Source organism: Streptomyces sp. NPDC033178, assembly GCF_055577685.1.
This window is the reverse complement of record NZ_JBVIPT010000017.1, coordinates 1-25,537: the sequence shown is the minus strand read 5'-3', so window position 1 is coordinate 25,537 and position 25,537 is coordinate 1. Positions and strand designations below refer to the sequence as shown.

Sequence of the window (25,537 nt, the reverse complement as noted above, 5' to 3'; positions counted from 1 at the left end):
TTCGGACGGCCCGCGGCGATTTCGCCGCGGGCCGTCCGTTGGTTGCGGGTTCGTTCGGGCCGGCCGCACACGACCCGCGGGTGCTACGGGAGCATCGGGAAGCTTCCCGTGTTCGTCGGGGCGTGTTCCGGCAGCCACAGCACGGCGACCGCCCCCTCGACCGGCCCCGAGCCCACGCCGAGACCCACGTTGCGGAAGGTCAGCCGGGCACCGAGGACCCGCGCCTGCCCCGCCGCGATGGTGAGGCCGAGCCCGTGACCGTGCCCCGCCCGGTCGCTGCTGCCCGTACGGAAGCGGCTCGGCCCCTCGGCGAGCAGGTCCGCCGGGAAGCCGGGCCCGTGATCGCGGACCCGGATGACCCGCCCCTCGACGGAGATCTCGATGGGCGGCTTGCCGTGCTTGGCGGCATTGGCGATGAGGTTGCCGACAACCCGCTCCAGACGACGCGGATCCGTGGTGACCTCCGACTCGTGCACCACCCGCACCGCGATGTCCGGATGCGTCGAGGCGACCCGCCGGCTGATGAACTCGCCGAGGTTGATGTCCTGCAACTCGGCCCGCTCGGACGCCCCGTCGAGCCGAGCCACCTCCAGCACGTCCTCGACGAGCGTGCGCATCGCCTGGGCCCGGTCCCTGACCAGCTCGGACGGCCGCCCCGGCGGCAGCAGTTCGGCCGCGGTGAGCAGCCCGGTCACCGGCGTGCGCAACTCGTGCGCGATGTCCGCGGTGACCCGCCGCTCGGCCTCGTACCGCTGCTTCAGCGCGTCCGCCATGGCGTCCACCGCGTGCGCGAGGTCGTCGGTCTCGTCCCGTACGACACCGCCGATGGCGTCCCGCACCCGCACGTCGCTCTGCCGCTGCGCGACCAGGTTCGCGGCGCTGGCCGCCTTGCGGAGGCGGCCCGAGAGCTGGCCGCCGACCAGCACGCCGAGGGCGCAGCCGCCGAAGATGACCGCGATCGAACCGATGAGCAGGGCCTGGTCGAGGTCCGCCATGACGTTGGCGCTGCGGTCCGTGAAACGGGTGTGCAGCGACAGGGTCCGGCCGTCCCGCATTGGCATGGCCGCCCAGATGTCGGGCACCCCGTCGGCGTTGTCCTGCACGAAGGTGGCCCGCCGTCCGGCCTCGACCTTGCGCAGCAGCTCCTGGGGTATGTCCGGATCGTCCACCCTGGTGCCCAGCCGGGCCGCCCCGCTGGAGGTGTCGTAGTACCGCGCCGCGATCTGCAGCCGCTCGTCCTGCACATCACGGGCGTTGTCCAGCATGGTGACCCAGGCGGCGTTGTGCACGACGATGCTGAGCACCAGCGCCACCAGCGCGCTGACCAGCGCGATCGCCGCACTCAGCTTCCAGCGCAGCCCGATCCGCAGCCCTCTGGGCAGCACCGGGAGCCTCATCCCTTGAGCTTGTAGCCGAAGCCGCGGACCGTCTCGATCCGGTCCTGGCCGACCTTCGTACGCAGCCGCTGCACATGGACGTCGACGACGCGGGTGTCGCCGCCCCAGCCGTAGTCCCACACCCGCTCCAGGAGCTTGTCGCGCGACAGGACCGTACCCGGCGCCGACGAGAACTCCAGGAGCAGCCGCATCTCGGTGGGCGTCAGTGCCACCGGCGCACCGCCCCTGCGCACCTCCATGCCCACGGTGTCGATCTCCAGTTCGCCGTCACCGTCACCGAAGGACAGCACGCCACCGGCCGGGACGGAGGAGGCGCCCTCGGACTCGCCGGCGGACCGCGGCCCGCTCGCGTGCCCGAAGCGCCGCAGCACCGCACGGATCCGCGCGACCAGGACGGCCCCGTCGAAGGGCTTCGTCACATAGTCGTCGGCGCCCGCCTCCAGGCCCAGGACGACGTCGATCGAGTCGGCGCGGGCCGACAGCATGATGACCGGCACGGTCGACTCGTCCCGGATCCGACGGCACAGCGACACACCGTCGAGCCCCGGGACCATCACGTCGAGGAGCGCGATGTCGGGCTGGTCGGTGCGGAACGCCTCCAGCCCCGACAGGCCGTCGGGCATCGCGGTGACCACGAAGCCGTCGCGCTCCAGCGCGAGTTGGGTGGCCTCGCGGATGACGTCGTCGTCCTCGACGAACAGGACGTGGGTCTGCTCTGCCATCCGGTGCTCTCAGTTTCTCGGTCGGTCGGGTCGGCTGCGGAGGCGGCCGGTCTAGTTCTCGGTCGGGGCCGGCGTCTCGCCGCCCACCACCTTGCTGTAGTCGTTCGTCGTCCGGGCCCGCTCCGCGAAGCGGTTCGCCGTCCAGCGGTACGTGATGACCTCCTCGCCGGACGGATACTCCAGCGAGTCGCCCTTCCCGTACACCTGCTGGGTGACCACCAGGTCGCCCCGGTCGATCTCCGCGTAGACCGGAGGCTCCTCGGCCCGGAAGACATTCTTGTACGCGTCACCGTCCTCGCGATACACGTACGAGCCGACGCCGACCGCGTCGCCGCAGGTCATCACATTGACCAGGACGTCGTCCGCGGTCCCGCCGGTGAGGTTTCCGTACGACACGTCGACCGGGTACTCGTCGCCGAAGCAGGGTTTCAGGTCGCGCTTGACCGCCGCGCTGACACCCGGGTCGGCCCGGACGAGCCTGATCGCGTCCGCGCGTGCCCTGGTCGGCGAGGCGGAGGGGGTGCCGGCCTCAACGGCGCCCGCGGACACCGAGTCCGAGGCGGGGCCCTCGTCCCGGGCGCCGGTGCCGCCCGTGCCGCAGGCGGACACCAAAAGGCCGAGGGCGGCGAGCACGGCCACCGCCGTGATCACCGCCTTCAAGGGCCCGCCGGGCCGTGGAACCGTCGTGCCTACGCCGCGCAACGCTCCCGCTCCTCACGCTCCGGCACACCCGCGCCGAACCCGTCGTGTTCGTCGGACGCCCGGCGCTCCAGCTCCTCGCGGAGCCGGGCGAGCGCCCGGTGCAGTGTGCTCTTGACCGTGCCGGCCGACATACCGAGGGCGGCGGCGGTCTCCTCCGTGGACATCTGCTCCCAGTGTCGCAGCACGACGACACTGCGTTGCTTCGGAGCGAGCACCTTCATGATGTCCATCAGGAGCGCGCGGTCGGCGTGCTGCTCGGTGGAGTCGTCCACGCTCGCGTCCGGCAGCTGCTCGGTGGGGACCTCCTCCAGCTTGCGGGCCCGCCACCACTCCGTACGTGTGTTGATCATGACGCGGCGCAGATAGGCGTCGGCGAGACGCTTGTCGGCGATGCCGTCCCAGCGGCCGTACGTGCGGACCAGCGCGGTCTGCAGGAGGTCCTGGGCATCGACAGGGTCGGGTACCAGGCGGCGTGCGCTGCGCAGCAGCGCGTCCTGCCGGGTGCGTACGTACTCTTCGAACTCGAGCACCTCGCCATGCGCCATTCCAACCGCCTCCGTCCCCGTTTTCCGACCTGCTTGCTGCCGGTTGTCCGTTGCCTGCCGTACCGCTGGTCCGCGGTACGGCACTGAAGTTACGGAGCGGTTGTCACGGGGCTGTCCGAACGAGCCTGCGGGAAGCGCTCGGCTGTCCGTCGGTTGTGTAACGGAAGTAGGGGATGGGTAAAGCGAGGTGACGACTGGGGTGGGTATGGGGTGTTTTGCCCACCGGGAGTTGTCAAGACGAACTGTCACTGACCCCGGTGGAACCTGTGAGTCAGCTCAGCGGGAGCCGGTACAGACCGCCCGCGAGGGGCTCGACGAGTCCGTCGGCGACCAGCCCGTCCAGGGCCCGGGCGCGCTGGACCGGCTCGTCCCACACCCGGTCCAGGACAGACTGCGGGACCGGCGCGACCGCCTCGCGCAGCACGGCGAGCAGCCGGCCGCGCACCTGCCGGTCCGTGCCCGCGTACGTCTGCCCGCGCCGCGGCGGCCCCTCGTGCGCGGGCTTGCCTCCGAGCCGCCACGCGCACTGGGCCGCGATCGGGCACCGCACACAACTCTCGTTCTTCGCCGTGCAGACGAGCGCGCCGAGCTCCATGGACGCGGCGGCCCAGAGCGAGGCCGTGCGCTCGTCGTCGGGCAACAGGGCGCGGGCGAGCTTGCGTTCGGCGGCGGTCGTGGCGTTCGGCGGGTACTGGACACCGGTGACGGCCCGCGCGAACACGCGCCGCACGTTCGTGTCGAGCACGGCGTGCCGCTGCCCGTACGCGAAGGACGCCACCGCGGCCGCCGTGTACTCGCCGATGCCGGGCAGCGCGAGCAACTGGGCGTGCTCCGTGGGTACGTCGCCGCCGTGGCGCTCCGTTATGGCGACCGCCGCGCCGTGCAGTCGCAGCGCGCGGCGCGGGTAGCCGAGGCGGCCCCAGGCGCGGACGGCCTCGCCCGGCGCGTCCTCGGCGAGGTCGGCGGGGCGCGGCCAGCGGGCGAGCCACTGCTCGTAGACCGGCAGCACCCGGCTCACCGGCGTCTGCTGCAGCATGAACTCGCTGACCATCACTCCCCACGGTCCCGCGTCGGCCCGCCGCCATGGCAGGTCGCGCGCGTTGTCCTCGAACCAGTCGATGACAGGGGCGTGCAGGTCGTCGCCGACGGTTTCTTGTCCGTCGGCCTGGGCGTGGGATGTGGGTTTCGTGGGCGCAGTCATGGCAGGTCCGATCCTCCCATGCGGTGGCGTCTCCGACGGTTTGGTCGGGGGTTGCGTCGTGTTGTGGGTGCGGGTGGGCGGGGGCTGGTCGCGCCCACGCGGCGGAGCCGCACAATGTCACAGCCCCGCGCCCCTTACAGGGCACCTCCGGGACGATGATCTGTAAAAGATGATGGTGTGAGCGGCGGGTGGGGACAGTGAACTCCCGGATCTCTCGTACAGTTTGCGCCGTGGGATCTATGCGCAATCCGGTCGGGCCGCTTCCCTCCTCCATCTACTGGCGACGGAGGGCCGTTCTCGTGTCCGTGGTCGCGGTGTTGGCGCTGCTGGTCACGTGGGTGGTGACCTCGGGGGGCGGAGGCGGCGGCAAGAACGACGCCGACGGGTCCAACGACAAGAACCCCACCGCCTCGATCACACCGGGCCCCTCCGGCTCCGATCCCGCGATCAGCCAAGCCCCGGGCGGGCGCGACGAGTCGGGCGACGAAGGTGACGGCGGTTCCGGGGACTCCGATGGTTCGGCGGGCTCCGGGGATTCGGACGGTTCGACCGCCGGGGGGTCCGGGGGATCCGCCTCGGGCGGTGGCAGCGTGGACGACGGCGCGGGCGGTGGTGGCTCCGGCGACACGCTCCCGGCCGGTTCCAGCCTGCCCAACTGCACCGCCGGTGCCGTGAAGTTGACGCTGCGCAGCGTCAACAACGCGTACGCGCCCGGCGAGAAGCCCACCTTCGAACTGATCGCCAGGAACTCCTCCGGCAGCGACTGCAAGCTCGATCTCGGCCCGAAGAGCGCGGTCCTGACCATCACCCAGGCGGACAGCGACGACGAGATCTGGTCCTCGGCCGACTGCCCGACGGGGGCGGCCTCCATCCTCTTCCGTATCCCGGCCAACGACCGCGTCACCCACACCGTCCAGTGGAACCGCAAGTCGAGCGCCCCCGAGTGCGCCACCCCACCGGCCATCGCGGCAACCCCCGGAACCTACTTGGTGGAAGCCAAGGCCCCGGGCTTCACAAAGTCCCAGACATCATTCGTCCTGAAGAAGGACTGAGAAGCCCCCGCCCCACAAGGGGCGCGGGAAGCGGCGCAGTTTTCTAGGGGCGCGGGGAACCGCGCACTCAGCCCTCACGGCGCGGCACGCACATCACAACGCCGGGCCCCACTGCCCAGGGGCGCGGGGAACGGCGCAACCTTTCAGGGGCGCGAGGCTGTGACATGGTGCGCCCCCGCCAAACCGCCGGAGGGCTACACGTACCGCTCGAGGATCGAGGACTCAGCCAGCCGGGACAGCCCCTCCCGCACACTGCGGGCCCGAGCCTCCCCCACCCCGTCCACGGTCTGCAGATCATCCACGCTGGCAGCGAGAAGCTTCTGCAGCCCACCGAAGTGCTCGACAAGCCGGTCGATAATGGCGCCCGGCAACCGCGGCACCTTCGCCAGCAACCGGAACCCGCGGGGCGAAACGGCGGAGTCGAGCGCCTCGGGCGACCCCGTGTAACCCAACGCCCGAGCCACCGTGGGCAGTTCGAGAAGCTCCGCATGGGTGAGCGCGTCGAGCTCGAACAACGCCTCGTCGACGGTCCGCGACCGCTTGGCCGTCGGCTCGGGCACATAGTCCCGCACGACAAGCTCCCGCTCGGGCTCGACCCCGGCGATCAGCTCGTCCAGCTGAAGCGCGAGCAACCGCCCGTCGGTGCCCAGCTCGACCACGTACTCGGCGATCTCCGTGGCGATCCGGCGCACCATCTCCAGCCGCTGGGCCACCGCCGAGACGTCCCGGACGGTGACCAGGTCCTCGATCTCCAGGGCCGACAACGTGCCGGCGACCTCGTCCAGGCGGAGCTTGTACCGCTCCAGCGTGGCCAGGGCCTGGTTCGCGCGGGAGAGGATCGCGGCCGAGTCCTCCAGGACCCGCCGCTGCCCGTCCACGTACAGCGCGATCAGCCGCATGGACTGGGAGACGGAGACGACGGGGAAGCCGACCTGCTTGCTCACCCGGTCCGCCGTGCGGTGACGGGTGCCGGTCTCCTCCGTCGGGATGGTGGGGTCGGGCACCAGCTGCACACCGGCCCGCAGGATCTTGGTGATGTCCTTGTCGACGATGATGCCGCCGTCGAGCTTGCACAGCTCGCGCAGCCGGGTCGCCGTGAACTCGACGTCCAGCACGAAACCGCCGCTGCACATCGCCTCGACGGTCTTGTCCCAGCCGAGCACGATGAGCCCGCCGGTGTTGCCGCGGAGAATTCGCTCCAGGCCGTCACGCAGCCCGGTTCCGGGTGCCACGGCGCTGAGTGAGGTGCGCATCAGGCCATCGGCACCGGAACTCCCGGCGGACTTGCCGGGAACTGCTGCCCGGTCGTTGGCTGCCACTGCACTCCTCCGGTCGCAGGTGTCTGGGGGCGCCCTGAGTTCGTACGGACGGGCGAGACCTGGGCAAAGTCTACCGGCGCTCTTCCTCGTCCCGTGGGGCCTCTCGCCGACGCGACCTCGGGAGGACCCTCAGCGCGTCTCCCATGTCGGCGACTTCCAGGACCTTCATGCCGGCAGGGATCTTGCCCGGATCGCCCGGAACGAGGGCATGGGTGAAGCCCAGACGATGGGCTTCGGCGAGTCTGCGCTGGACGCCCGTGACCCGTCTGACCTCGCCCGCGAGGCCCACTTCGCCGATCGCGACGAGGTTCTTGGGCAGCGGGGTGTCGCTCGCGGCGCTGGCCAGCGCGAGCGCGATCGCGAGGTCCGCGGCGGGCTCGGTGAGCTTCACACCGCCGACCGTCGCGGTGTAGATGTCCCGCTTCCCGATGGCACTGATCCGGCCCCGCTGCTCCAGGACGGCGAGCATCATCTGGACCCGGGAGGTCTCAAGACCGGAGGTCGTACGCCTGGGAGTGGGGATCTGGGTGTCCACGGTGAGCGCCTGGACCTCGGCCACCAGGGGGCGGCGGCCTTCGAGGGTGACGGTCAGACAGGTGCCGGGGACGGGCTCGGCACGCCGGGTCAGGAACAGGCCGCTGGGGTCGGTCAGGCCCGTGATGCCCTCGTCGTGCAGCTCGAAGCAGCCGACCTCGTCCGTCGTCCCGTAACGGTTCTTGACGCCTCGTACGAGCCGAAGGCGTGCGTGCCGGTCGCCCTCGAAGCTCAGGACGACGTCCACGAGGTGCTCCAGGAGCCGTGGTCCCGCGATGGCGCCGTCCTTGGTGACATGGCCCACCAGCAGGGTGGCCATGCCGCGCTCCTTGGAGGCACGGATCAGGGCCCCGGCCACCTCACGGACCTGGGACATACCTCCGGGGGCACCGTCGATCTCCGGAGAGGCCACCGTCTGCACGGAGTCGACGATGAGCAGGGACGGCTTCACCGCGTCCAAGTGGCCGAGGACCGCGGCCAGATCGGTCTCCGCCGCCAGAAACAGATGGTCGTCGATCGCCTTGATGCGGTCGGCGCGCAGCCGGACCTGGCTCGCCGACTCCTCACCCGTGATGTAGAGCGTGCGGTGCTCGTCACTGGCCGCCTTCGCCGCCACGTCCAGCAGCAGCGTGGACTTGCCGACACCCGGCTCGCCCGCCACGAGCACGACCGCGCCCGGTACGAGACCGCCGCCGAGCACCCGGTCCAGCTCGGGCACACCGGTCGGGCGGGCGGTCGCCTGCCGGCCGTCGACCTGGCCGATGGGCAGCGCGGACGTGGTGACCCGGCCGGGGGCCGTCGTCCGTACCGCGGGCGTGCCGTACTCGTCGATCGTCCCCCATGCCTGGCATTCGGGGCAGCGGCCGAGCCACTTGGCCGCCTGCCAGCCGCACTCGGTGCAGCGGTAGGACGGCCGGTCCCTCGCGGTCTTCGTACGGGCAGCCATGACACGAACCGTAACCGCCTCCACTGACAGCGCGATGCCGGTCCGTTCCGCGCCCGCTGCCGATAACCGGGCACCCTTCGCAAACCGGCCACGACTCGTCAGGAACACGCCACGGAATTCAGGGCTCCTGTCCCCTTATGAGGGATCGTTTCACCCGTACGGATTAAATGTGCGCAAGCAGGAAGAAGGGGCCACCGCCCGGCCCCTACGGTCGCACGGGTGATGAGCCGCAGTCCCGAGACCTCGACCCGCACCACCAGCGCACACCGGGCGCACCGCGAGGCGCGCGACCGGGCGGCGGCGCGCACGCTGGCACAGTGCCCGCCTCCGCGCTACGAGCCGTACCTGGACGGTCTGTTCACCTACTGCCTGTCCGTGCTGTGCGACCACGACACGGCGACCGCCGCCCTGGGAGACGTTCTCGCGCTCGCCGAGCGCCGAGGCCAGCGCGGCCCGGAGGCGCCCGACGACCGCAGGGCCTGGCTGTACGCCCTCGCCCGCTGGTCGTGCCTGCGCAAGCTCGCCGAGGCCAAGCAGAAACGTCATGGCGCCCATGCGCTGGGACGTTCCGAGGGCGCGCACGCCCCCGGCCGCCCCCAGGGCGCGTACGCAGGCGTCCACCGTGCCGCCGCCGCGGTCGCCGACCGCCCCGGCGACCGCCCCGGCGACCGGACAGCCGACCGGACAGCCGATCGGTCGGCCGACCGCGCGGCCGATCGGACCTCGGACCGGGCCCCGAACCGGACCGTCGACCCGACCGCCGACCTCCTCGCCGCCGCGGAGGAGGACCGTCGCCGTCGTGAACTCGCCCTGCTGGCCTGGCCGGAGGCCGCCGGTACGACGCCCGAACAGCGTGAGGCGCTCGAACTGGCCGTACGGCACCAGCTCGCCGCGCACGAGGTCGCCGCCGTCCTCGGCATGGACCTGGCCGCCGCCCGCGAACTCCTCGCGACGGCCGCCTGCGAGGTCGAGCGCACGCGCGCGGCCCTCGCCGTCGTCGAGACCGGCACCTGTCCGGGAGTCACCCGGCTCACCGGCGACAACCACCTCGTCCTCAGCACGGCCCTGCGCCGCGAACTGGTCCGGCACGTCGACGACTGCCCGCGCTGCCGCCGTACCGCCGAGCGCGCGGTCCCCGGCTCCTGGCCCGGCACCAGCGTCACGCCCGCCGCGCTGCCCGTACTCGAAGCCCCGCGCGCGGCCCTCCACAGGGCGATGACGCACGTCCCACGCGCGCGGGGCGGCGGTCCGCGCTTCGACCGGCGCGGTTTCCCGATGGACCCCAAGGACCGCGCGGCCCGCCGTGACCGCCTCCGCGCGCGTGCCGTCACCACCACCGTCGTCGCGACCGTCGTGGCGGCCCCGGTACTCGCCCTGTGGGCGGCCTACCGCGGCGCACCCCTCACCGGCGAGGGAACGGACGGCCGTCCGGTCGCCGCGAACGAGGCGCACGGCCCCGACGGACTCGGCGGCGAGGCACCCGGATACGAGAACGCCGGCAACGCCAGCACCAGGCCCGACCCCCGCTTCACCCCGGGCAGCGAATCGCCCGACGTCTCCGTGGAAGTCATCGGCGTGGCCTCGGGACAACAGAAAACCGGCCTCTCCGTAGAGGCCGGTTCCAGCGGCGACACGACGTTGATCACCCTCAGGGCGACCGGGAGTTCACCGGTCCACTGGTCCGCGCACACCGGGGTGTCCTGGCTCTACCTCAGCCGTTCGTCCGGCACGCTGGAACCGGGCGAGTCCTTGACGATCAAGGTGTACGTCGATCATCTGCGCGAGCCGATCGGGCCCTGGAGCGCGAGCGTGTCGGTCGCACCCGCGGGCGCGGTGGTCACGATCGACGGCTACGGGACGGCGGGCCCGAGCCCGACGCATCCCGGGCCCCGCCCGGACCCGTCGACGTCGGCACCGACCGATCCCGGTCCGACCGGGCCGGGGCCCGACCCGGAGCCGACGCCGAGCGATCCGCCGCCGTCCAGCCCCGATCCCGAGCCCACACCCAGCGACACGGCCCCGTCGGACCCGGAGCCGGAACCCCCGCCGGAGTCCTCCGGAGGTTCTACGCCGCCCGGTGGCAGCCCCGGTGACAGTGGTGCACCGAGTCCGTCGGAGGGTTGAACGCTCCCGCGGGTGGGTTCGTCGTCCGCGGGTCGCCGTGGGCCGGTCGCGCAGTTCCCCGCGCCCCTTGTAGGGCGCCCCCTGCTTACGGGGTGCTGCGGGCCGGGTCCGCCGGGTGGGGGGCCACCAGTGGTAGTTGCGACGCCAGGCGCTCCTCGCACAGCTCCACCAGGCGGTCGTAGCCGGCCTTGCCCATCAGTTCGATCAGTTCCGGCCGGTACGAGACGTACACCGGGTCGCCCGCGCCGTGCGCCGAGGTCGCCGACGTGCACCACCAGTGCAGGTCGTGCCCGCCCGGTCCCCAGCCGCGGCGGTCGTACTCGCCGATCGAGACCTGGAGCACCCGGGTGTCGTCGGGCCGGTCGATCCACTCGTACGTACGCCGGACCGGCAGCTGCCAGCAGACGTCCGGCTTGGTCTCCAGGGGCTCGCGGCCCTCCTTGACGGCCAGGATGTGCAGCGAGCAGCCCGCGCCGCCCGCGAAGCCCGGCCGGTTCTGGAAGATGCACGAGCCCTGGTACGGCCGGGTCTGCCGGTCGCCGTCCTCGTCCTTCGAGACCCAGCCGGTCTCCGTCCCCACCTCGTGGTTCTGCCACATCTCCGGCGTGAGTCTCGCCACATGACCGGCGACGCGCTTCTCGTCGTCCTCGTCCGAGAAGTGGGCGCCCAGCGTGCAGCACCCGTCGTCCGCGCGGCCCGCCTGGATTCCCTGGCAGCCGCTTCCGAAGATGCAGTTCCAGCGAGAGGTCAGCCATGTCAGGTCGCAGCGGAAGATCTGCTCGTCGTCGGCCGGATCCGGGAACTCCACCCACGCACGCGCGAAGTCGAGCCCCTTCTCGTCGCCCTGCTTCGGGAGGCCCGGGGACTTCTTGGACCTGGACGCCCCCTTGGTGGACTTGGCGGACGCTGCCGACTTGTCGGCCTTTGCCTTTTTCGTCTTTGGCACAGGTCCAGGGTAAGTGGCCGGGAAGCCATCCGGGGACGGCTGGGCGTTCCGCGCGCAGTAGCGTTCCGTACATGAGACTCGGTGTCCTCGACGTGGGTTCGAACACGGTGCATCTGCTGGTGGTGGATGCACACCCCGGCGCGCGCCCGCTGCCCGCGCATTCGCACAAGGCGGAGCTGCGGCTCGCCCAACTCCTCGACGAGAGCGGCGCGATCGATTCCGTAGGAGTCGACAAACTGATCGCCGTTGTCCAGGAGGCGCTGGAGGCCGCCGAGGACAAGGGCGTCGAGGACCTGCTGCCGTTCGCGACGTCCGCCGTGCGGGAGGCCAGCAACGCCGACGACGTACTGGCCCGGGTGCGCGCCGAGACCGGCGTCGAGCTCCAGGTCCTCACCGGGGCGGAGGAGGCGCGGCTCACGTTCCTCGCTGCCCGCCGCTGGTTCGGCTGGTCGGCGGGGAAGCTGCTCGTCCTCGACATCGGCGGCGGCTCGCTGGAGATCGCGTACGGCATAGACGAGGAGCCGGACGCGGCGGCCTCGCTGCCGCTGGGTGCGGGGCGGCTGACCGCCGGCTGGCTGCCGAACGACCCGGCGGACCCGGCGGACATCAAGGCCCTGCGCCGCCATGTACGGGCCCAGATCGCCCGTACGGTCGGGGAATTCAGCCGCTTCGGCGCCCCCGACCACGTGGTCGCGACCTCCAAGACCTTCCGGCAGCTGGCCCGCATCGCGGGCGCCGCCCGCTCGGCCGACGGCCTGTACGTCCAGCGCGAGCTCAAGCGCCGCTCCCTGGAGGACTGGGTCCCCCGCCTCGCCGCCATGACCACCGCCGAACGCGCCGAACTCCCCGGCGTCTCCGAGGGCCGCGCCAACCAACTCCTCGCCGGCGCCATCGTCGCCGCCGGCGCCATGGACCTCTTCGGCGTAGAAACCCTGGAAATCTGCCCCTGGGCCCTACGGGAAGGCGTAATCCTCCGAACCTTGGACCAGATGGCCACCCCGTAGCACCTCGCACCCCACGAGGGGCGCGAGGAACGGCACAGTCTCTTGGGGGTCGCGGGGAGCGGCGCAACCTCTTGGGGGCGCGGGGAACTGCGCAACCTCTTGGGGTCGCGGGGAGTGGCGCAACCTCTCAGGGGCGCGGGGAACTGCGCAATCTTTTAGGCGTGCGAGGAACGGCGCGATCTTCTAGGGGCGCGGGGAACTGCGCAGTCTTGTGGGGGCGCGGGGAACGGCGCAACAAGCCACACCCGACCCGCACCCACCCACCCACGCACCGAATCCCCAACGCCGACCAGTCGCCGCGACCCGTCACCCCCCGGCCAAAGCCCCCCACCCGAACACAACCACCAGAGCCACCCCGTAACCTGTCCCCGTGGCAGAACCAGTCGTGCGCATCCCGGATGCGAAGGTCGCACTGTCCACGGCCTCCGTGTACCCGGAGTCGACGGCGACGGCCTTCGAGATCGCCGCACGCCTCGGCTACGACGGCGTCGAGGTCATGGTCTGGACCGACCCGGTCAGCCAGGACATCGAGGCCCTCCGCCGCCTCAGCGACTACCACCAGGTCCCGATCCTCGCGATCCACGCCCCTTGCCTGCTCATCACCCAGCGCGTCTGGTCCACCGACCCGTGGACCAAACTCCAGCGCGCCCAGTCGGCAGCCGAGAAACTCGGCGCGAGCACGGTCGTCGTACACCCCCCTTTCCGCTGGCAGCGCCAGTACGCGCGCGACTTCGTCACCGGTATCTGGCGCATGGCGAACGAGACGGACGTACGGTTCGCCGTCGAAAACATGTACCCCTGGCGCTACCGCGACCGCGAGATGCTCGCCTACGCCCCCGACTGGGACGTCACGAAGGACGACTACCGCCACTTCACGATCGATCTCAGCCACACGGCGACCGCCCGCACGGACGCGCTCCAGATGATCGACCGCATGAGCGACCGCCTCGGCCACGTCCACCTCGCCGACGGCAACGGCTCCAACAAGGACGAGCACCTCGTCCCAGGCCGCGGCACACAACCCTGCGCCGAGCTGCTGGAACGCCTCGCCCTGTCCGGCTTCGACGGTCACGTCGTCATCGAGGTCAACACCCGCCGGGCCATGTCCAGCGCCGAACGCGAGGCCGACCTGGCGGAGGCCCTCGCCTTCACCCGGCTCCACCTGGCGTCGGCCGTACGGATCCCGCGCTCGTGACCAGCGCCGCCCCGCGCCGCCGCGGACGCCCCTCCCACGCGGACTCCGCGGACACCCCCGCCCGCGACCGCATCCTGGCGGCGGCCCGCGAGGAGTTCTCCGAGCGGGGCTACGAGAAGACGTCCGTACGCGGCATCGCCAAGGCCGCGGGTGTGGACTCGGCGCTCGTGCACCACTACTTCGGCACCAAGGAGCAGGTCTTCGAGGCGTCCATCGAGGTCGCCTTCGGGCCCCTCCTGAGCGCCCCGGGTTCGATCGCGGAAGGCCCCCTCGACGGCGTCGGCGAGCGGCTGGCCCGCTTCTTCTTCGGGGTCTGGGAGAACCCGGCCACCCGCAAGGCGCTGCTCGCGATCATCCGCTCCGCCGTGAACAACGAGGTCGCGGCCTCGGTCTTCCGCCGCCTCATCTCGGCCCAGCTGCTGCGCCGAGTCGCCGCCCAGCTGGACACGCCGGACGCCGAACTGCGTGCCGAGCTGGCGGCGGCCCAGCTCGTGGGCATCGCGATGCTGCGGTACGTGATCAAGGTGGAACCCCTGGCCTCGGCGAACCCGGAACAGATCATCGCAAGGGTGGCTCCGGTGATTCAGGCCCACCTGACGACCCCTTGAGCCGTCAGGGGCGCGGGACTGCGACACGCACGCTTCCGCCGCTTCCGCTCCGCAACCCACGACCGGCCACACGCAATCCGCAACCCACGACCCGCCACGCACATCCCGCAGCCGACCACACGCAACGCCCAGCCGACCACCGAGACAGCGATCCCGCATTCCGGACGCCATGTCCAATCCCTGGATGACCGGCGTACGCTCGACGTGAGTCATTACTCTCCGAAGGAGCGAGCGACGATGCCCGAGCTGAGGTCCCGCACAGTCACCCACGGCCGCAACATGGCGGGCGCACGCGCCCTTATGCGCGCCTCCGGTGTACCGGGCGCGGACATCGGCCGCAAGCCGATCATCGCGGTGGCCAACAGCTTCACCGAGTTCGTGCCCGGCCACACCCACCTCCAGCCGGTCGGCCGGATCGTGAGCGAGGCCATCACGGCCGCGGGAGGCATCCCGCGAGAGTTCAACACGATCGCGGTCGACGACGGCATCGCGATGGGCCACGGCGGAATGCTGTACTCACTGCCGTCCCGCGACCTGATCGCGGACAGCGTCGAGTACATGGTGGAGGCCCACTGCGCCGACGCCCTGATCTGCATCTCGAACTGCGACAAGATCACGCCCGGCATGCTGATGGCGGCCCTGCGTCTGAACATCCCGACGGTCTTCGTCTCCGGCGGCCCCATGGAGTCCGGCCGCGCGACCCTGGTCGACGGCACGGTCCGTACGCTCGACCTGGTCGACGCGATCTCCGACGCCGTGAACGACAAGATCTCGGACGAGGACATCCTCCGTATCGAGGAGAACGCCTGTCCGACCTGCGGCTCCTGCTCCGGCATGTTCACGGCCAACTCCATGAACTGCCTGACGGAGGCCATCGGCCTCTCGCTCCCCGGCAACGGCTCGGTCCTCGCCACGCACACCGCCCGCAAGGCGCTGTACGAGGACGCGGGGCGCACGGTGATGGACATCACCCGCCGCTACTACGAGCAGGACGACGAGACGGTCCTGCCGCGCAACATCGCCACGATCGCGGCCTTCGAGAACGCCATGGCGCTCGACATCGCCATGGGCGGCTCGACCAACACGATCCTGCACCTGCTGGCCGCCGCCCAGGAGGCGGGCGTCCCGTTCGGTCTCGACGAGATCAACGACGTCTCGCGCCGCGTGCCCTGCCTCGCCAAGGTCGCCCCGAACGTGGCCAAGGACCGGACGTACTACATGGAGGACGTGCATCGGGCCGGAGGTATCCCCGCTCTGCTCGGCGAACTGCACCGCGGCGGCCACCTGAACGAGGACGTGCACTCGGTGCACAGCCCGTCCCTCTCCGACTGGCTGAAGACCTGGGACGTCCGCGCCGGCTCCCCGTCCCCCGAGGCGCTGGAGCTGTGGCACGCGGCACCCGGCTGTGTCCGTTCCGCCGAGGCCTTCTCCCAGTCCGAGCGCTGGGAGGCCCTCGACGAGGACGCGGAGGGCGGCTGCATCCGCTCGGCGGAGCACGCGTACTCGAAGGACGGCGGACTGGCGGTCCTGAAGGGCAACCTCGCCGTCGACGGCTGTGTCGTGAAGACGGCAGGCGTGGATGAGTCGATCTGGACCTTCGAGGGCCCGGCGGTCGTCTGCGAGTCGCAGGAGGAGGCCGTCGACAAGATCCTCAAGAAGGAGATCACGCACGGCGACGTGGTCGTCATCCGCTACGAGGGCCCCAAGGGCGGCCCCGGCATGCAGGAGATGCTCTATCCGACGTCCTTCCTGAAGGGCCGCGGCCTCGGCAAGACCTGCGCCCTGATCACCGACGGCCGCTTCTCCGGCGGCACGTCCGGCCTGTCCATCGGCCACGCCTCCCCGGAGGCGGCCTCCGGCGGCACGATCGCCCTCGTCCGGGACGGCGACCGCATCCGCATCGACATCCCGAACCGCGGCATCGAGCTCCTGGTCTCCGACGAGGAGCTGGCCACTCGCCGCGAGGCCCTGGGCGGCGTCTACGCCCCGGCCGGCCGTGAGCGGAAGGTCTCCGCCGCCCTCCGCGCCTACGCGGCGATGGCGACCAGCGCCGACAAGGGCGCAGTCCGGGACGTCTCCAAACTCGGCTAGCCCCGCACCACCCCACCACGTGGGCCCGCCCGGTCCTCACCACCGGGCGGGTTCGCCGTTCGCGGGGCCTTCCCCCTTCGATGGGCTCCCCCGTCGTCTCCCGTCGCGGGGTCTTCCCAGCGGCCTACGGGCCCTTTCGGGGTCCGGGCCTACGGGCTGCCCGGCGGCGTGCTCACCAGCCGCCGGGCCTGTTCCTGTCCACCGCGACGACACTGCCGTCCGGCGCGCTTCCGTAGACCCGGTCGCCCACGACCAGGGGCACGGGTGATTCCGCGACGACCCCCTCGGTCCCGCCGCCGCTGAGCCGGGGACGGGTCTGGCCCAGGAGCTTGCCGGTGCGCGCGTCGGCCGCGAGCAGCCGGCCGTCGGGGGAGGTGACGTACACCTGCCGGTCGTCGACGGTCGGCGCCGAACCCCTGCTGACCGATGTCTCCAGCCGCCACCGCTGCTTGCCGGTCCCGAGGTCCACCGCGACCAGCGCCCCACCCGTGGCCAGGAAGTAGACCGACTCGCCGTGCAGGCCGGCTGTGGCGGACGGGAGCGGAAGGCCGAGAGGGATCCGCCGTACGCGGCCCGAGTCGGGCGTGTAGCCGACGACGCTCACGGTCTCCTGGTACGAGTTCTCCCCGGTGAACCAGAGCGTGCCCTTCGCGGCCCCGACGGGGACGAGCAGTCCGTCGAGGCTGTGGCGCCACCGCACGTCCCCGGTCCGCAGATCCACCGCGGTCACCTGCGTGCTCGTGTTGTCGGCGCCCAGTGTCGTCGCATACGCGAGCCCACCGCCGAAGTACGCGAAGGAGGGCTGGGCCCGGCCGGCCACGCGATGACGCCACAGCCGGTCCCCGGTCCTGCCGTCGACACCGGTGACCATGCCGTCGGGCGAACTCAGCAGAACCGTATCGCCCGCGTTCTGCTGCACGTTGCCCTCGTTCGCCGTGACGTCCAGCGTCCAGCGGGTCCTGCCCGTGTCGGGGTCGAGCGCGAGGAGCTGCTTCTGGTCCGGGGTGACGGCGTGCACCAGTCCACCCGACAGGACGGGTGCGACCACGCTGCCGACTCCCGCGGTTCCGGTCTTCCGCGTCCACCGCACCTTGCCGTTCAGCGGGTCGACGGAGGCGGCGAGCACACCGGGGGCGGCGCACCGCAGGGCTCCGGCGCCGTAGGTGCACTGGGGCATGCCGCTCTTCCCGGTACCCACCTTCGTGACCCACGGGCGGAACGAGTCGGCGGCGGCCCGGCGTTCGGTCCCCGGATCCGGTCTGCCGCCGGAGTCACCGTCGACGCTCGGCACACCGAAGAGAAGCGCACCGCCCACCGCCAGTACGGATACGACACCGGCGGCGACGGAGACACGGACACGGCGACGGCGGGTGCGCGGCGAGGGGTCACTGGAACCGACGGACGGATCCGGCCCGGAAGCCCCGGAAGCCCCGGAAGCCGTACGGCGCTTGCCGCGCACATGAGTCGGACCGTCTCCGGGGCGGGGCGCGGGCTCGTTCCCGGACACGACTTCGACTTCGGCCTCGGATGCGGCCACGGCTTCGGCCACGGCCTCGGATGCGGCCTGGGTTTCGGCTTCGGTCTCGGCCCCAGGATCCGATGTGCGCTGCGCGGGGATGAACGCCTGAGTGTCGTAGAGCGAGGAGACGAGCCGCAGTTCCGCCATGAGCTCGTCAGGCGTGGGCCGTTCGTCCGGCTCCTTGGCGAGGCAACGGCCGACGAGCTGGGCCAGATCATCGGGGACACCCGTCAAGTCCGGCTCGTCGTGCACCACTTGATACGCGACGATGTAAGGACTGTCGGAGTCGAAGGGCCCGCGCCCCGTGGCCGCGTGCACCAGGACCGACCCGAGGGCGAAGATGTCGGCGGCCGGGCCCACCTCGCGGGGGCGGCGGAACTGCTCGGGGGCCATGAAGGGCGGGGTGCCGATCAGCTTGCCGGTCTCCGTGCGCAGCTCACTGTCCGATGGCCGGGAGATGCCGAAGTCGATGACCTTGGGACCGTCGTCGGCGAGCAGGACGTTGCTCGGCTTGAGATCGCGGTGCACGACACCGGCACGGTGGATGTCGCGCAGCCCCTCGGCGAGGCCGGCCATGACCTGACGCAGCTGCGCGGACGACAACGAGCCGTTCCGCTTCACGTGCTCGGCCAGCGTCAGCCCCGGTATGAACAGGGTGGCCATCCAGGGCCGCTCCGCCTCGGGGTCGGCGTCCACGACCGGTGCCGTGAAGGCACCGCTGACCCGCCGCGCGGCCGCGACCTCCTGCCGGAACCGTCCCCTGAACTCGGGGTCCTTGGCGAACTCGGCATGCACGACCTTCACCGCGAGCCGCAGCCCCGAGGCCGATCGCGCCAGATGGACGACACCCATACCGCCCGAGCCGAGGCGTGACTCAAGGCGGTACTGCCCGGCGTATTCGGGAAGTTCCGCTTCGGCACCGGATCCGGCGCTGCGTCGTGGCGGCATGGTCCACCCCCGTGAATTACGTACGCACGCGCGACGCACGGAGCCTAGTCGATGGTTCGTACGAGACCCACGCGGCTTGCTAGCCTCCGCGTGCACAAAGAAAAGAAAGTGTTTCAAGCCAACGCGTTCGCGACGATCAAGACAGTGCGTCCAAACGCATCCAACGGGGGAGGCCCATATGGCTGTTGAAGAGATGGAGAGCGCGGAGGAGAGTACGGGCGCGAGGGCGGAGGCGACCGTCACCGCGGCCCAGAAGCTCTATTCGATCGCACCCGGCTACACCGTGAACGTCCGCAGCGGCCCCGGCACCCAGTACCGCCTGGTCCGCACCCTGGCGGTGGGCTCCAAGGTCCCGATCTTCTGCCAGCGCCCGGGCGAGACGATCAGCGGTCCCTACGGCACGACGAACATCTGGGACAACATCAAGGTCGGGGAGTACGTCTCCGACGCCTTCGTGAAAACGGGCAGCGACGGCTACGTGGCACCGCGCTGCAGCTGACGAAGCAGGAGCGGCTCGGCTCGCTGGACTAGCGGTTCCGCAGACCGGCGAGCCGGGCCGCTCCCTCACGCACCTTCAGCTGACCCTCACCACCCGCACCGGCCCGTCGGCACTCCGAGGGACTTTGAGGGACTCCGAGGGACTCCGACACTTCGGCACTCCGCCGCGCGGGGCGATAATCGAGCCGTGAGCGACGAAACCGGCACCCCCGCAGGCCCCCGCCCCGAACCGATCCGTTTCTTCGGAACGACCTGGGTGGACCACGACGGCGGCTACGCGGGACGCCGCGCGGCCGTGGCCGCCGGTTCGCTGGCGGCCGCCGTGGCGAGCTGCCTGATCCTCCGCTTCGCCTACGAGGGCTTGGCGATCGCGGCCGTGGGCGGCTTCGTCACCCTCCTCGTCGTCGTGATGTTCGCGATCTGCAGCGCGATCGCCTTCCGCCGCACCTGGGAGGGCTTCACCGCCCGCCCCGACCCCGACACCCAGGCATCCCTCCGCGGCCTCCTGGCGATCGGCTTCGTAGGCGCCCTGCTGGCCTACTTCTTCCGCTCCCTCACCGAGGCCCCGGGCGAGAAACTCCACCGCCAGGAGTACGAGGCGGCCCGCACCGAACACACCCGCCGAGCCTCCCGCCGAACGGGAAACCCGTCCCGAAAGCGCCGCCGCTAGGGACTCCGCCCCAGGCCTCGTGGGGTGGGTTGTCGGGTGCGGGTGCGGGTGCGGGTGCGTTGTGGCTGGCCGCGCAGTTCCCCGCGCCCCTTTTTAGGGGCGCGGGGAACTGCGCAGTCTTTTGGGGGTTCGGGGGCGGAGCCCCTGAGGAAGGGACGGGAATGGGTAGGGGCGGCGGGGGCGAAAGCCGCCTCACCCTCACCCCAACCTCTTACCGAAGCCCCCTGTCCCCCACCCCCACCCAAGGCCACCATGGCGGCATGACCGCCTCCTCCCGCGCCCACCACCACACCCGAGCCCACTCCTTCAACGCCGCCGCAGCCCAGTACGCCGCAAACCGCCCCTCCTACCCACCCACCCTCTTCGACACGATGGAGAACGCCGCAGGCCACCCCCTGGCAGGCGCCCGAGCCATCGACGTGGGCGCAGGCACAGGCATCGCGACCACCCTCCTGCACGCCCGCGGAGCGAACGTCGTAGCGGTCGAACCCGGCGCCGGCATGGCCCGCCAGTTCCGCCGAACCCTCCCGGACGTCCCCCTCGTACGCGGCGACGGCAACGCCCTCCCCTTCACCGACGCCTCCGCCGACTTCGTGACCTACGCCCAGGCCTGGCACTGGACGGAGCCCGCCCGGGCCGCCCCGGAGGCGATGCGCGTCCTGCGCCCGGGCGGCGCCCTCGCCCTCTGGTGGAACATGGACGCCCTGGACATCCCGTGGATCGCCGCCCAGGAGCAACGCGTCGAGCGGTACTTCGGCGGCGACGCCGTCGGCAAGAAGGGCGGCACCTCCGCCCGCGCCGAGACCGCCTTCGCCGGCGCGATCACCGTCCCGGACATCACGCACCACCAGGTCCGCTGGACCCGCAGCGTCCCCCTCGACACGCACCTCGCCAACATAGGCAGCCACTCGATCTTCCTCGTCCTCGGCGAGGAGGGAACGGCGTCCTTCCTCGCCGAGGAGCGCGAGCACCTCCTGGAGGTGTTCCCGGACGGCATCGTCGAGGAGACCTACGACGTCGACCTCCTCGTCGCACTCCGCCCCTGACCCCTCCACCCACGACCGGGCGCCCACCACCCACCACCGAACGCCCACCACCGAACACCCGCCACCCACCACCCGGCGCCCCACGCAGCGCACGAGCCCCAGCCCCGCGCCTCAGCCCAGCCATGCCCCCGCCCAGGCTTGACGCCTCCACCCCGCAGGAGCATTATTCATCACATGATGAATTACTCGCCCGGCCCACCGGCCACCCCGCAGGAGCACCCCACGGCCCCAGCGGTCCACGCCGCCGCGCTCACCGTCGTCCGAGGCATCCGCCAAGTTCTCCGCGGACTCGACTTCGAGGTCCCCCGCGGCCAGATCACCGGCCTGCTCGGCCCCTCGGGATGCGGCAAGTCCACTCTGATGAGGTCGATCGTCGGAACCCAGGCCAAGGTCACCGGCACCCTGGACGTCCTCGGCCTCCCCGCGGGCCACGCCACACTCCGCTCCCGGATCGGTTACGTCACCCAAGCCCCCTCCGTCTACGACGACCTGACCGTCCGCCAGAACCTGGACTACTTCGCCGCGATCCTCGACCCCGGCCGCGCTGCCGCAGAGCGCCGCCACGAGAACGTCACCCACGCCATCGCCGACGTGGACCTCACCTCCCACGCCGACGCCCTCGCGGGCAACCTCTCCGGCGGCCAGCGCAGCCGCGTCTCCCTCGCCGTCGCTCTCCTCGGCACCCCCGAACTCCTCGTCCTGGACGAACCCACGGTCGGCCTCGACCCCGTACTCCGCCGCGACCTGTGGCAGCTCTTCCACACCATCGCCGCCGACCGGGACGCCACCCTCCTCGTCTCCTCCCACGTCATGGACGAGGCCGAGCGCTGCCACCGCCTGCTCCTGATGCGCGAGGGCGAGATCCTCGCCGACGACACCCCGGACGCCCTGCGCACCCAGACCGGCACCGACACCGTCGAGGCCGCCTTCCTCCACCTGGTCGACGAGGCGATCGCGGCCGGCAACCAGTCCCGCAAGGAGTCCGTCCGATGAGCACCCCGACCACGACCATCACCACGCGTACGGGCACGCCCGAGTCCCCGAGGCCGAGCGCGATCAGCTTCTCCCGCACCACCGCCACCGCGGCCCGGGTCCTGCGCCAGCTCCGCCACGACCCGCGCTCGATCGCGCTGATGATCCTGATCCCGTGCGTGATGCTCCTGCTGCTCCGCTACGTCTTCGACGGCAGCCCGCGCACCTTCGACTCCATCGGCGCCTCACTGCTCGGCATCTTCCCCCTCATCACGATGTTCCTGGTGACCTCCATCGCCACCCTCCGCGAACGCACCTCCGGCACCCTGGAACGCCTCCTCGCCATGCCCCTCGGCAAGGCCGACCTGATCGTCGGTTACGCCCTCGCCTTCGGCGCGCTCGCCGTCATCCAGTCGGCCCTCGCCACCGGTCTCGCCGTCTGGGCCCTCGGGCTCGACGTCACGGGCTCGACCTGGCTACTCCTTCTGGTGGCTCTTCTCGACGCCCTGCTCGGCACGGCCCTCGGCCTCTTCGTCTCGGCCTTCGCGTCCTCCGAATTCCAGGCCGTCCAGTTCATGCCGGCCGTGATCTTCCCCCAGCTCCTCCTCTGCGGCCTGTTCACCCCGCGCCCCGACATGCACCCCGTACTCGAAGGCATCTCCAACGTCCTCCCCATGTCCTACGCCGTCGACGGCATGAACGAAGTCCTCAAGCACACAGACGTCACCGCCAACTTCATCCGCGACGCCCTGATCGTCGCGGCCTGCGCCCTCCTCGTCCTGAGCCTCGGCGCGGCAACCCTCCGCCGCCGCACCGCGTAACACCGAGCACCACCCCCGCCCCGGACGGCCGCGTCCCGCCCACCGGACAACGCGGCCCACCCCCACGCCCCCGGTGCGAGGATGGGCCTCGGACGACGCACCCCCGGAGGGCAACCGAACATGACCCAGAAAGTCGCAGTGCTCGGCACCGGCAAGATCGGCGAGGCCCTGCTCAGCGGAATGATCCGAGCCGGCTGGGCCCCCGCCGACCTCCTGGTCACGGCCCGCCGCCCCGAACGAGCCAAGGAACTCCAGGAGCGCCACGGCGTCACCCCGGTCACCAACGCCGAGGCGGCCAAGAGCGCCGACACCCTGATCCTCACGGTCAAGCCCCAGGACATGGGCACCCTCCTCGACGAACTCGCCCCGCACGTCCCCGCCGACCGCCTGGTCATCAGCGGTGCCGCGGGCATCCCCACCTCCTTCTTCGAGGAGCGCCTCGCCCAGAACACCCCCGTCGTCCGTGTCATGACGAACACCCCCGCCCTCGTCGACGAGGCCATGTCCGTCATCTCCGCCGGCAGCCACGCCACCGCCGAGCACCTCGCCCACGCCGAGGAGATCTTCGGCGCGGTCGGCAAGACCCTCCGCGTCCCCGAGTCGCAGCAGGACGCCTGCACTGCACTCTCCGGCTCAGGCCCGGCGTACTTCTTCTACCTGGTCGAGGCCATGACCGACGCCGGCATCCTGCTCGGCCTGCCCCGCGACAAGGCGCACGACCTCATCGTCCAGTCCGCGATCGGCGCCGCCGTGATGCTCCGCGACAGCGGCGAGCACCCCGTGAAGCTCCGCGAGAACGTCACGTCTCCCGCGGGCACCACGATCAACGCCATCCGCGAACTCGAGAACCACGGCGTACGAGCAGCCCTCATCGCCGCCCTGGAAGCTGCCCGCGACCGCAGCCGCGAACTGGCCACCGGCAACAGCTAGGAGCCCCGGGGCCGGGCCCGCCTCCGGCCCCGCCGCTCCTCGTCACATCGCCGGCAACAGCCCGATCGCCCGGTACGCCGCGTCCACCCTCGGCCTCGCCATCTCCCTGGCCTTCGCCGCACCCTCCCGCAACACCCCCTCCACGTACGCAGGATCCGCGCACAACTCCTTGTGCCTCTGCTGTACGGGCCTGAGGAGCTCCACCACGGCCTCGGCGGTGTCCTTCTTCAAAGATCCGTACGACTCATATACACCGGCCAAGGCTTCCGGGTTCCCACTTCCACACGCCGCGAGGATCTCCAGCAGATTCGAGACCCCCGGCCGGGCCTCCCGGTCGTACGACACGTCCCGCCCGCTGTCGGTCACGGCCCGCATGACCTTCTTCCGGATCACCTCGGGCTCGTCGAGCAGATAGACGATCCCGGGCCCCACGTCGGCGGACTTCCCCATCTTCGACGTCGGCTCCTGCAGGTTCATGACCCGGGCCGCCACCTCGGGATGGGTGGCCCGCGGCACCACGAACGTGTGCCCGTACCGCTGGTTGAAGCGCACCGCCAGATCCCGGGTCAGCTCCACATGCTGCGACTGGTCGTCGCCCACCGGCACCTCGTCGGTCCCGTACGCCAGGATGTCCGCCGCCATCAGCACGGGATACGTCAGCAGCGACAGCCGCACACTCCCGCCCCGCGCCCGCTCGGCCGCGGCCTTCTCCTTGTACTGGATCATCCGCCGCATCTCGCCGTCCGTGGCCACGCACTCCAGCAGGTACGACAGTCGCGCGTGCTCATCCACATGGCTCTGCGCGAAGACGGTGCACAGCTTCGGATCGAGCCCAGCGGCCAGCAGGAGCGTGGCCGCCTGCCTACTGAGCCTGCGCACCCGGCCGGGATCGTGGTCCACGGTCAGCGCGTGCAGGTCGACGATGCAGAACAGCGCGTCGGCCTCGTGCTGATCGACCGCACTCCAGCGCCGCATCGCCCCCAGGTAGTTCCCCAACGTCAGATGCCCGGTCGGCTTGACCCCGCTGAAGACCCGCTTCATTCCTCTACCTCCTGGTCGACGCCACCACCGCCGGCCGGCGCTCCAGGAGGGAGAAACGAGAACGGCCGCCGAGGCGGCGGCCGTTGAGTACACGCGTATGTACGGCCGCCGTCAGGCGGCCCACCACAGTTGGGTGCACGCGTGCGTAGTCATGCCCCCGAGAGTACGCCTCCAGGGCGGCTCCCGGCGTCAAGTTGACACGCCCTTGACCCCTACGTAGTGTTCTCCGAGTTGTCCGACGTGAGCGCCGACTCCGGTTGGTCCCCGGACAGCCATTCCGTAACAAGCACACAGCGATCGACGATCCGTCGTCGGGCCGTTTTCATGCGCGTTTGCGAAATGAGGAATCCGCGTTCGAAAGGACGCGACCCCGATTAGCTCGGGGGCCAGGATTCCGCTAAAGTCTCACTCGCCGGAACGGCCCAACAACCGCGAAGGCAACCCGCTCTGACCGGGAATCAGGCCCGAAAGGATCTGATAGAGTCGGAACCGCCGGAAAGGGAAACGCGAAAGTGGAAACCTGGAAAGCACCGAGGAAATCGGATCGGAAAACGGTCTGATAGAGTCGGAAACGCAAGACCGAAGGGAAGCGCCCGGAGGAAAGCCCGAGAGGGTGAGTACGAAGGAAGCGTCCGTTCCTTGAGAACTCAACAGCGTGCCAAAAATCAACGCCAGATATGTTGATACCCCGTCTCCGGCCGTCACG

23 protein-coding genes are annotated in these 25,537 nt (G+C 71.0%); 12 read left to right on the top strand and 11 right to left on the bottom strand.

Features of this window, described 5'->3' with window-relative positions:
* Positions 1-83: 83 nt before the first annotated feature.
* From cseC to ACZ5VQ_RS35030, 5 genes are all read right to left on the bottom strand, one after another.
* The gene (gene cseC, locus ACZ5VQ_RS35050) at positions 84-1,397 is read right to left on the bottom strand and encodes a two-component system sensor histidine kinase CseC (RefSeq protein ID WP_469108471.1); all 1,314 of its coding nucleotides are present in this window, start codon (positions 1,395-1,397) and stop codon (positions 84-86) included.
* Positions 1,394-2,119, bottom strand: a complete 726-nt coding sequence (gene cseB, locus ACZ5VQ_RS35045; protein ID WP_469108470.1) for a two-component system response regulator CseB — start codon at positions 2,117-2,119, stop codon at positions 1,394-1,396. Before cseB ends, cseC begins: the two co-directional genes overlap by 4 nt.
* Positions 2,120-2,170: 51 nt before the next feature.
* A complete protein-coding gene (locus ACZ5VQ_RS35040) occupies positions 2,171-2,821 on the bottom strand; it encodes a hypothetical protein (protein ID WP_469108469.1) in 651 nt (216 codons plus the stop codon).
* Positions 2,809-3,366, bottom strand: a complete 558-nt coding sequence (locus ACZ5VQ_RS35035; RefSeq protein WP_055618595.1) for a SigE family RNA polymerase sigma factor — start codon at positions 3,364-3,366, stop codon at positions 2,809-2,811. The genes ACZ5VQ_RS35040 and ACZ5VQ_RS35035 overlap by 13 nt, the downstream gene beginning before the upstream one ends.
* Positions 3,367-3,637: 271 nt before the next feature.
* The gene (locus ACZ5VQ_RS35030; protein ID WP_469108468.1) at positions 3,638-4,567 is read right to left on the bottom strand and encodes an HhH-GPD family protein; all 930 of its coding nucleotides are present in this window, start codon (positions 4,565-4,567) and stop codon (positions 3,638-3,640) included.
* Positions 4,568-4,797: 230 nt separating this feature from the next.
* On the opposite strand from ACZ5VQ_RS35030, the gene ACZ5VQ_RS35025 reads away from it, so the two are divergent.
* A complete protein-coding gene (locus ACZ5VQ_RS35025) occupies positions 4,798-5,619 on the top strand; it encodes a hypothetical protein (RefSeq protein ID WP_469108467.1) in 822 nt (273 codons plus the stop codon).
* Between the two features lie 194 nt (positions 5,620-5,813).
* On the opposite strand, the gene disA is transcribed toward ACZ5VQ_RS35025, so the two are convergent.
* Both disA and radA read right to left on the bottom strand, forming a co-directional pair.
* Entirely contained in the window at positions 5,814-6,938 is a 1,125-nt protein-coding gene (gene disA, locus ACZ5VQ_RS35020; RefSeq protein ID WP_055618634.1) for a DNA integrity scanning diadenylate cyclase DisA, read from the bottom strand.
* Positions 6,939-7,008: 70 nt separating this feature from the next.
* A complete protein-coding gene (gene radA, locus ACZ5VQ_RS35015; RefSeq protein ID WP_469108466.1) occupies positions 7,009-8,418 on the bottom strand; it encodes a DNA repair protein RadA in 1,410 nt (469 codons plus the stop codon).
* 222 nt (positions 8,419-8,640) lie between these two features.
* On the opposite strand from radA, the gene ACZ5VQ_RS35010 reads away from it, so the two are divergent.
* Positions 8,641-10,542, top strand: a complete 1,902-nt coding sequence (locus ACZ5VQ_RS35010) for a BACON domain-containing protein (RefSeq protein WP_469108465.1) — start codon at positions 8,641-8,643, stop codon at positions 10,540-10,542.
* Positions 10,543-10,627: 85 nt separating this feature from the next.
* On the opposite strand, the gene ACZ5VQ_RS35005 is transcribed toward ACZ5VQ_RS35010, so the two are convergent.
* Positions 10,628-11,488 carry a DUF3109 family protein gene (locus tag ACZ5VQ_RS35005; protein WP_469108464.1) on the bottom strand — a complete coding sequence of 287 codons (861 nt, stop codon included), beginning with the start codon at positions 11,486-11,488 and terminating at the stop codon, positions 10,628-10,630.
* Positions 11,489-11,559: 71 nt separating this feature from the next.
* Between ACZ5VQ_RS35005 and ACZ5VQ_RS35000 the strand changes: the two genes are divergently transcribed.
* The 4 genes from ACZ5VQ_RS35000 (at position 11,560) to ilvD (ending at position 16,386) form a co-directional block, all read left to right on the top strand.
* Positions 11,560-12,492, top strand: a complete 933-nt coding sequence (locus ACZ5VQ_RS35000; RefSeq protein ID WP_362080029.1) for a Ppx/GppA family phosphatase — start codon at positions 11,560-11,562, stop codon at positions 12,490-12,492.
* 370 nt (positions 12,493-12,862) lie between these two features.
* Positions 12,863-13,687 carry a sugar phosphate isomerase/epimerase family protein gene (locus tag ACZ5VQ_RS34995; protein WP_398891983.1) on the top strand — a complete coding sequence of 275 codons (825 nt, stop codon included), beginning with the start codon at positions 12,863-12,865 and terminating at the stop codon, positions 13,685-13,687.
* The gene (locus tag ACZ5VQ_RS34990) at positions 13,684-14,295 is read left to right on the top strand and encodes a TetR/AcrR family transcriptional regulator (RefSeq protein WP_362080034.1); all 612 of its coding nucleotides are present in this window, start codon (positions 13,684-13,686) and stop codon (positions 14,293-14,295) included. Before ACZ5VQ_RS34995 ends, ACZ5VQ_RS34990 begins: the two co-directional genes overlap by 4 nt.
* A gap of 237 nt (positions 14,296-14,532) precedes the next feature.
* Complete coding sequence (ilvD, locus tag ACZ5VQ_RS34985) at positions 14,533-16,386, top strand: dihydroxy-acid dehydratase (protein ID WP_328845736.1); 1,854 nt, start codon at positions 14,533-14,535, stop codon at positions 16,384-16,386.
* Positions 16,387-16,558: 172 nt separating this feature from the next.
* On the opposite strand, the gene ACZ5VQ_RS34980 is transcribed toward ilvD, so the two are convergent.
* Positions 16,559-18,853, bottom strand: a complete 2,295-nt coding sequence (locus ACZ5VQ_RS34980) for a serine/threonine-protein kinase (protein WP_469108463.1) — start codon at positions 18,851-18,853, stop codon at positions 16,559-16,561.
* Between the two features lie 178 nt (positions 18,854-19,031).
* On the opposite strand from ACZ5VQ_RS34980, the gene ACZ5VQ_RS34975 reads away from it, so the two are divergent.
* The 6 genes from ACZ5VQ_RS34975 to proC all read left to right on the top strand — a co-directional run bounded on the left by ACZ5VQ_RS34975 (position 19,032) and on the right by proC (position 23,790).
* Complete coding sequence (locus tag ACZ5VQ_RS34975; protein ID WP_269654368.1) at positions 19,032-19,352, top strand: SH3 domain-containing protein; 321 nt, start codon at positions 19,032-19,034, stop codon at positions 19,350-19,352.
* A gap of 186 nt (positions 19,353-19,538) precedes the next feature.
* On the top strand, positions 19,539-20,021 hold the full coding sequence (locus ACZ5VQ_RS34970; RefSeq protein ID WP_469108462.1) for an EamA/RhaT family transporter: 483 nt from the start codon (positions 19,539-19,541) through the stop codon (positions 20,019-20,021).
* 260 nt (positions 20,022-20,281) lie between these two features.
* The gene (locus tag ACZ5VQ_RS34965) at positions 20,282-21,067 is read left to right on the top strand and encodes a class I SAM-dependent methyltransferase (protein ID WP_469108461.1); all 786 of its coding nucleotides are present in this window, start codon (positions 20,282-20,284) and stop codon (positions 21,065-21,067) included.
* A gap of 174 nt (positions 21,068-21,241) precedes the next feature.
* A complete protein-coding gene (locus ACZ5VQ_RS34960; RefSeq protein WP_362080049.1) occupies positions 21,242-22,060 on the top strand; it encodes an ABC transporter ATP-binding protein in 819 nt (272 codons plus the stop codon).
* A complete protein-coding gene (locus ACZ5VQ_RS34955; protein WP_469108460.1) occupies positions 22,057-22,860 on the top strand; it encodes an ABC transporter permease in 804 nt (267 codons plus the stop codon). Before ACZ5VQ_RS34960 ends, ACZ5VQ_RS34955 begins: the two co-directional genes overlap by 4 nt.
* A gap of 120 nt (positions 22,861-22,980) precedes the next feature.
* The gene (gene proC / locus ACZ5VQ_RS34950) at positions 22,981-23,790 is read left to right on the top strand and encodes a pyrroline-5-carboxylate reductase (protein ID WP_469108459.1); all 810 of its coding nucleotides are present in this window, start codon (positions 22,981-22,983) and stop codon (positions 23,788-23,790) included.
* Positions 23,791-23,832: 42 nt separating this feature from the next.
* Here the strand turns inward: proC and trpS are convergent, their stop codons facing one another.
* Positions 23,833-24,831 carry a tryptophan--tRNA ligase gene (gene trpS, locus ACZ5VQ_RS34945; RefSeq protein ID WP_362080055.1) on the bottom strand — a complete coding sequence of 333 codons (999 nt, stop codon included), beginning with the start codon at positions 24,829-24,831 and terminating at the stop codon, positions 23,833-23,835.
* A 405-nt stretch (positions 24,832-25,236) separates the two neighbouring features.
* Positions 25,237-25,537: hypothetical protein (locus ACZ5VQ_RS34940; RefSeq protein WP_469108458.1), on the bottom strand; the 301-nt coding region annotated here is incomplete at its 5' end.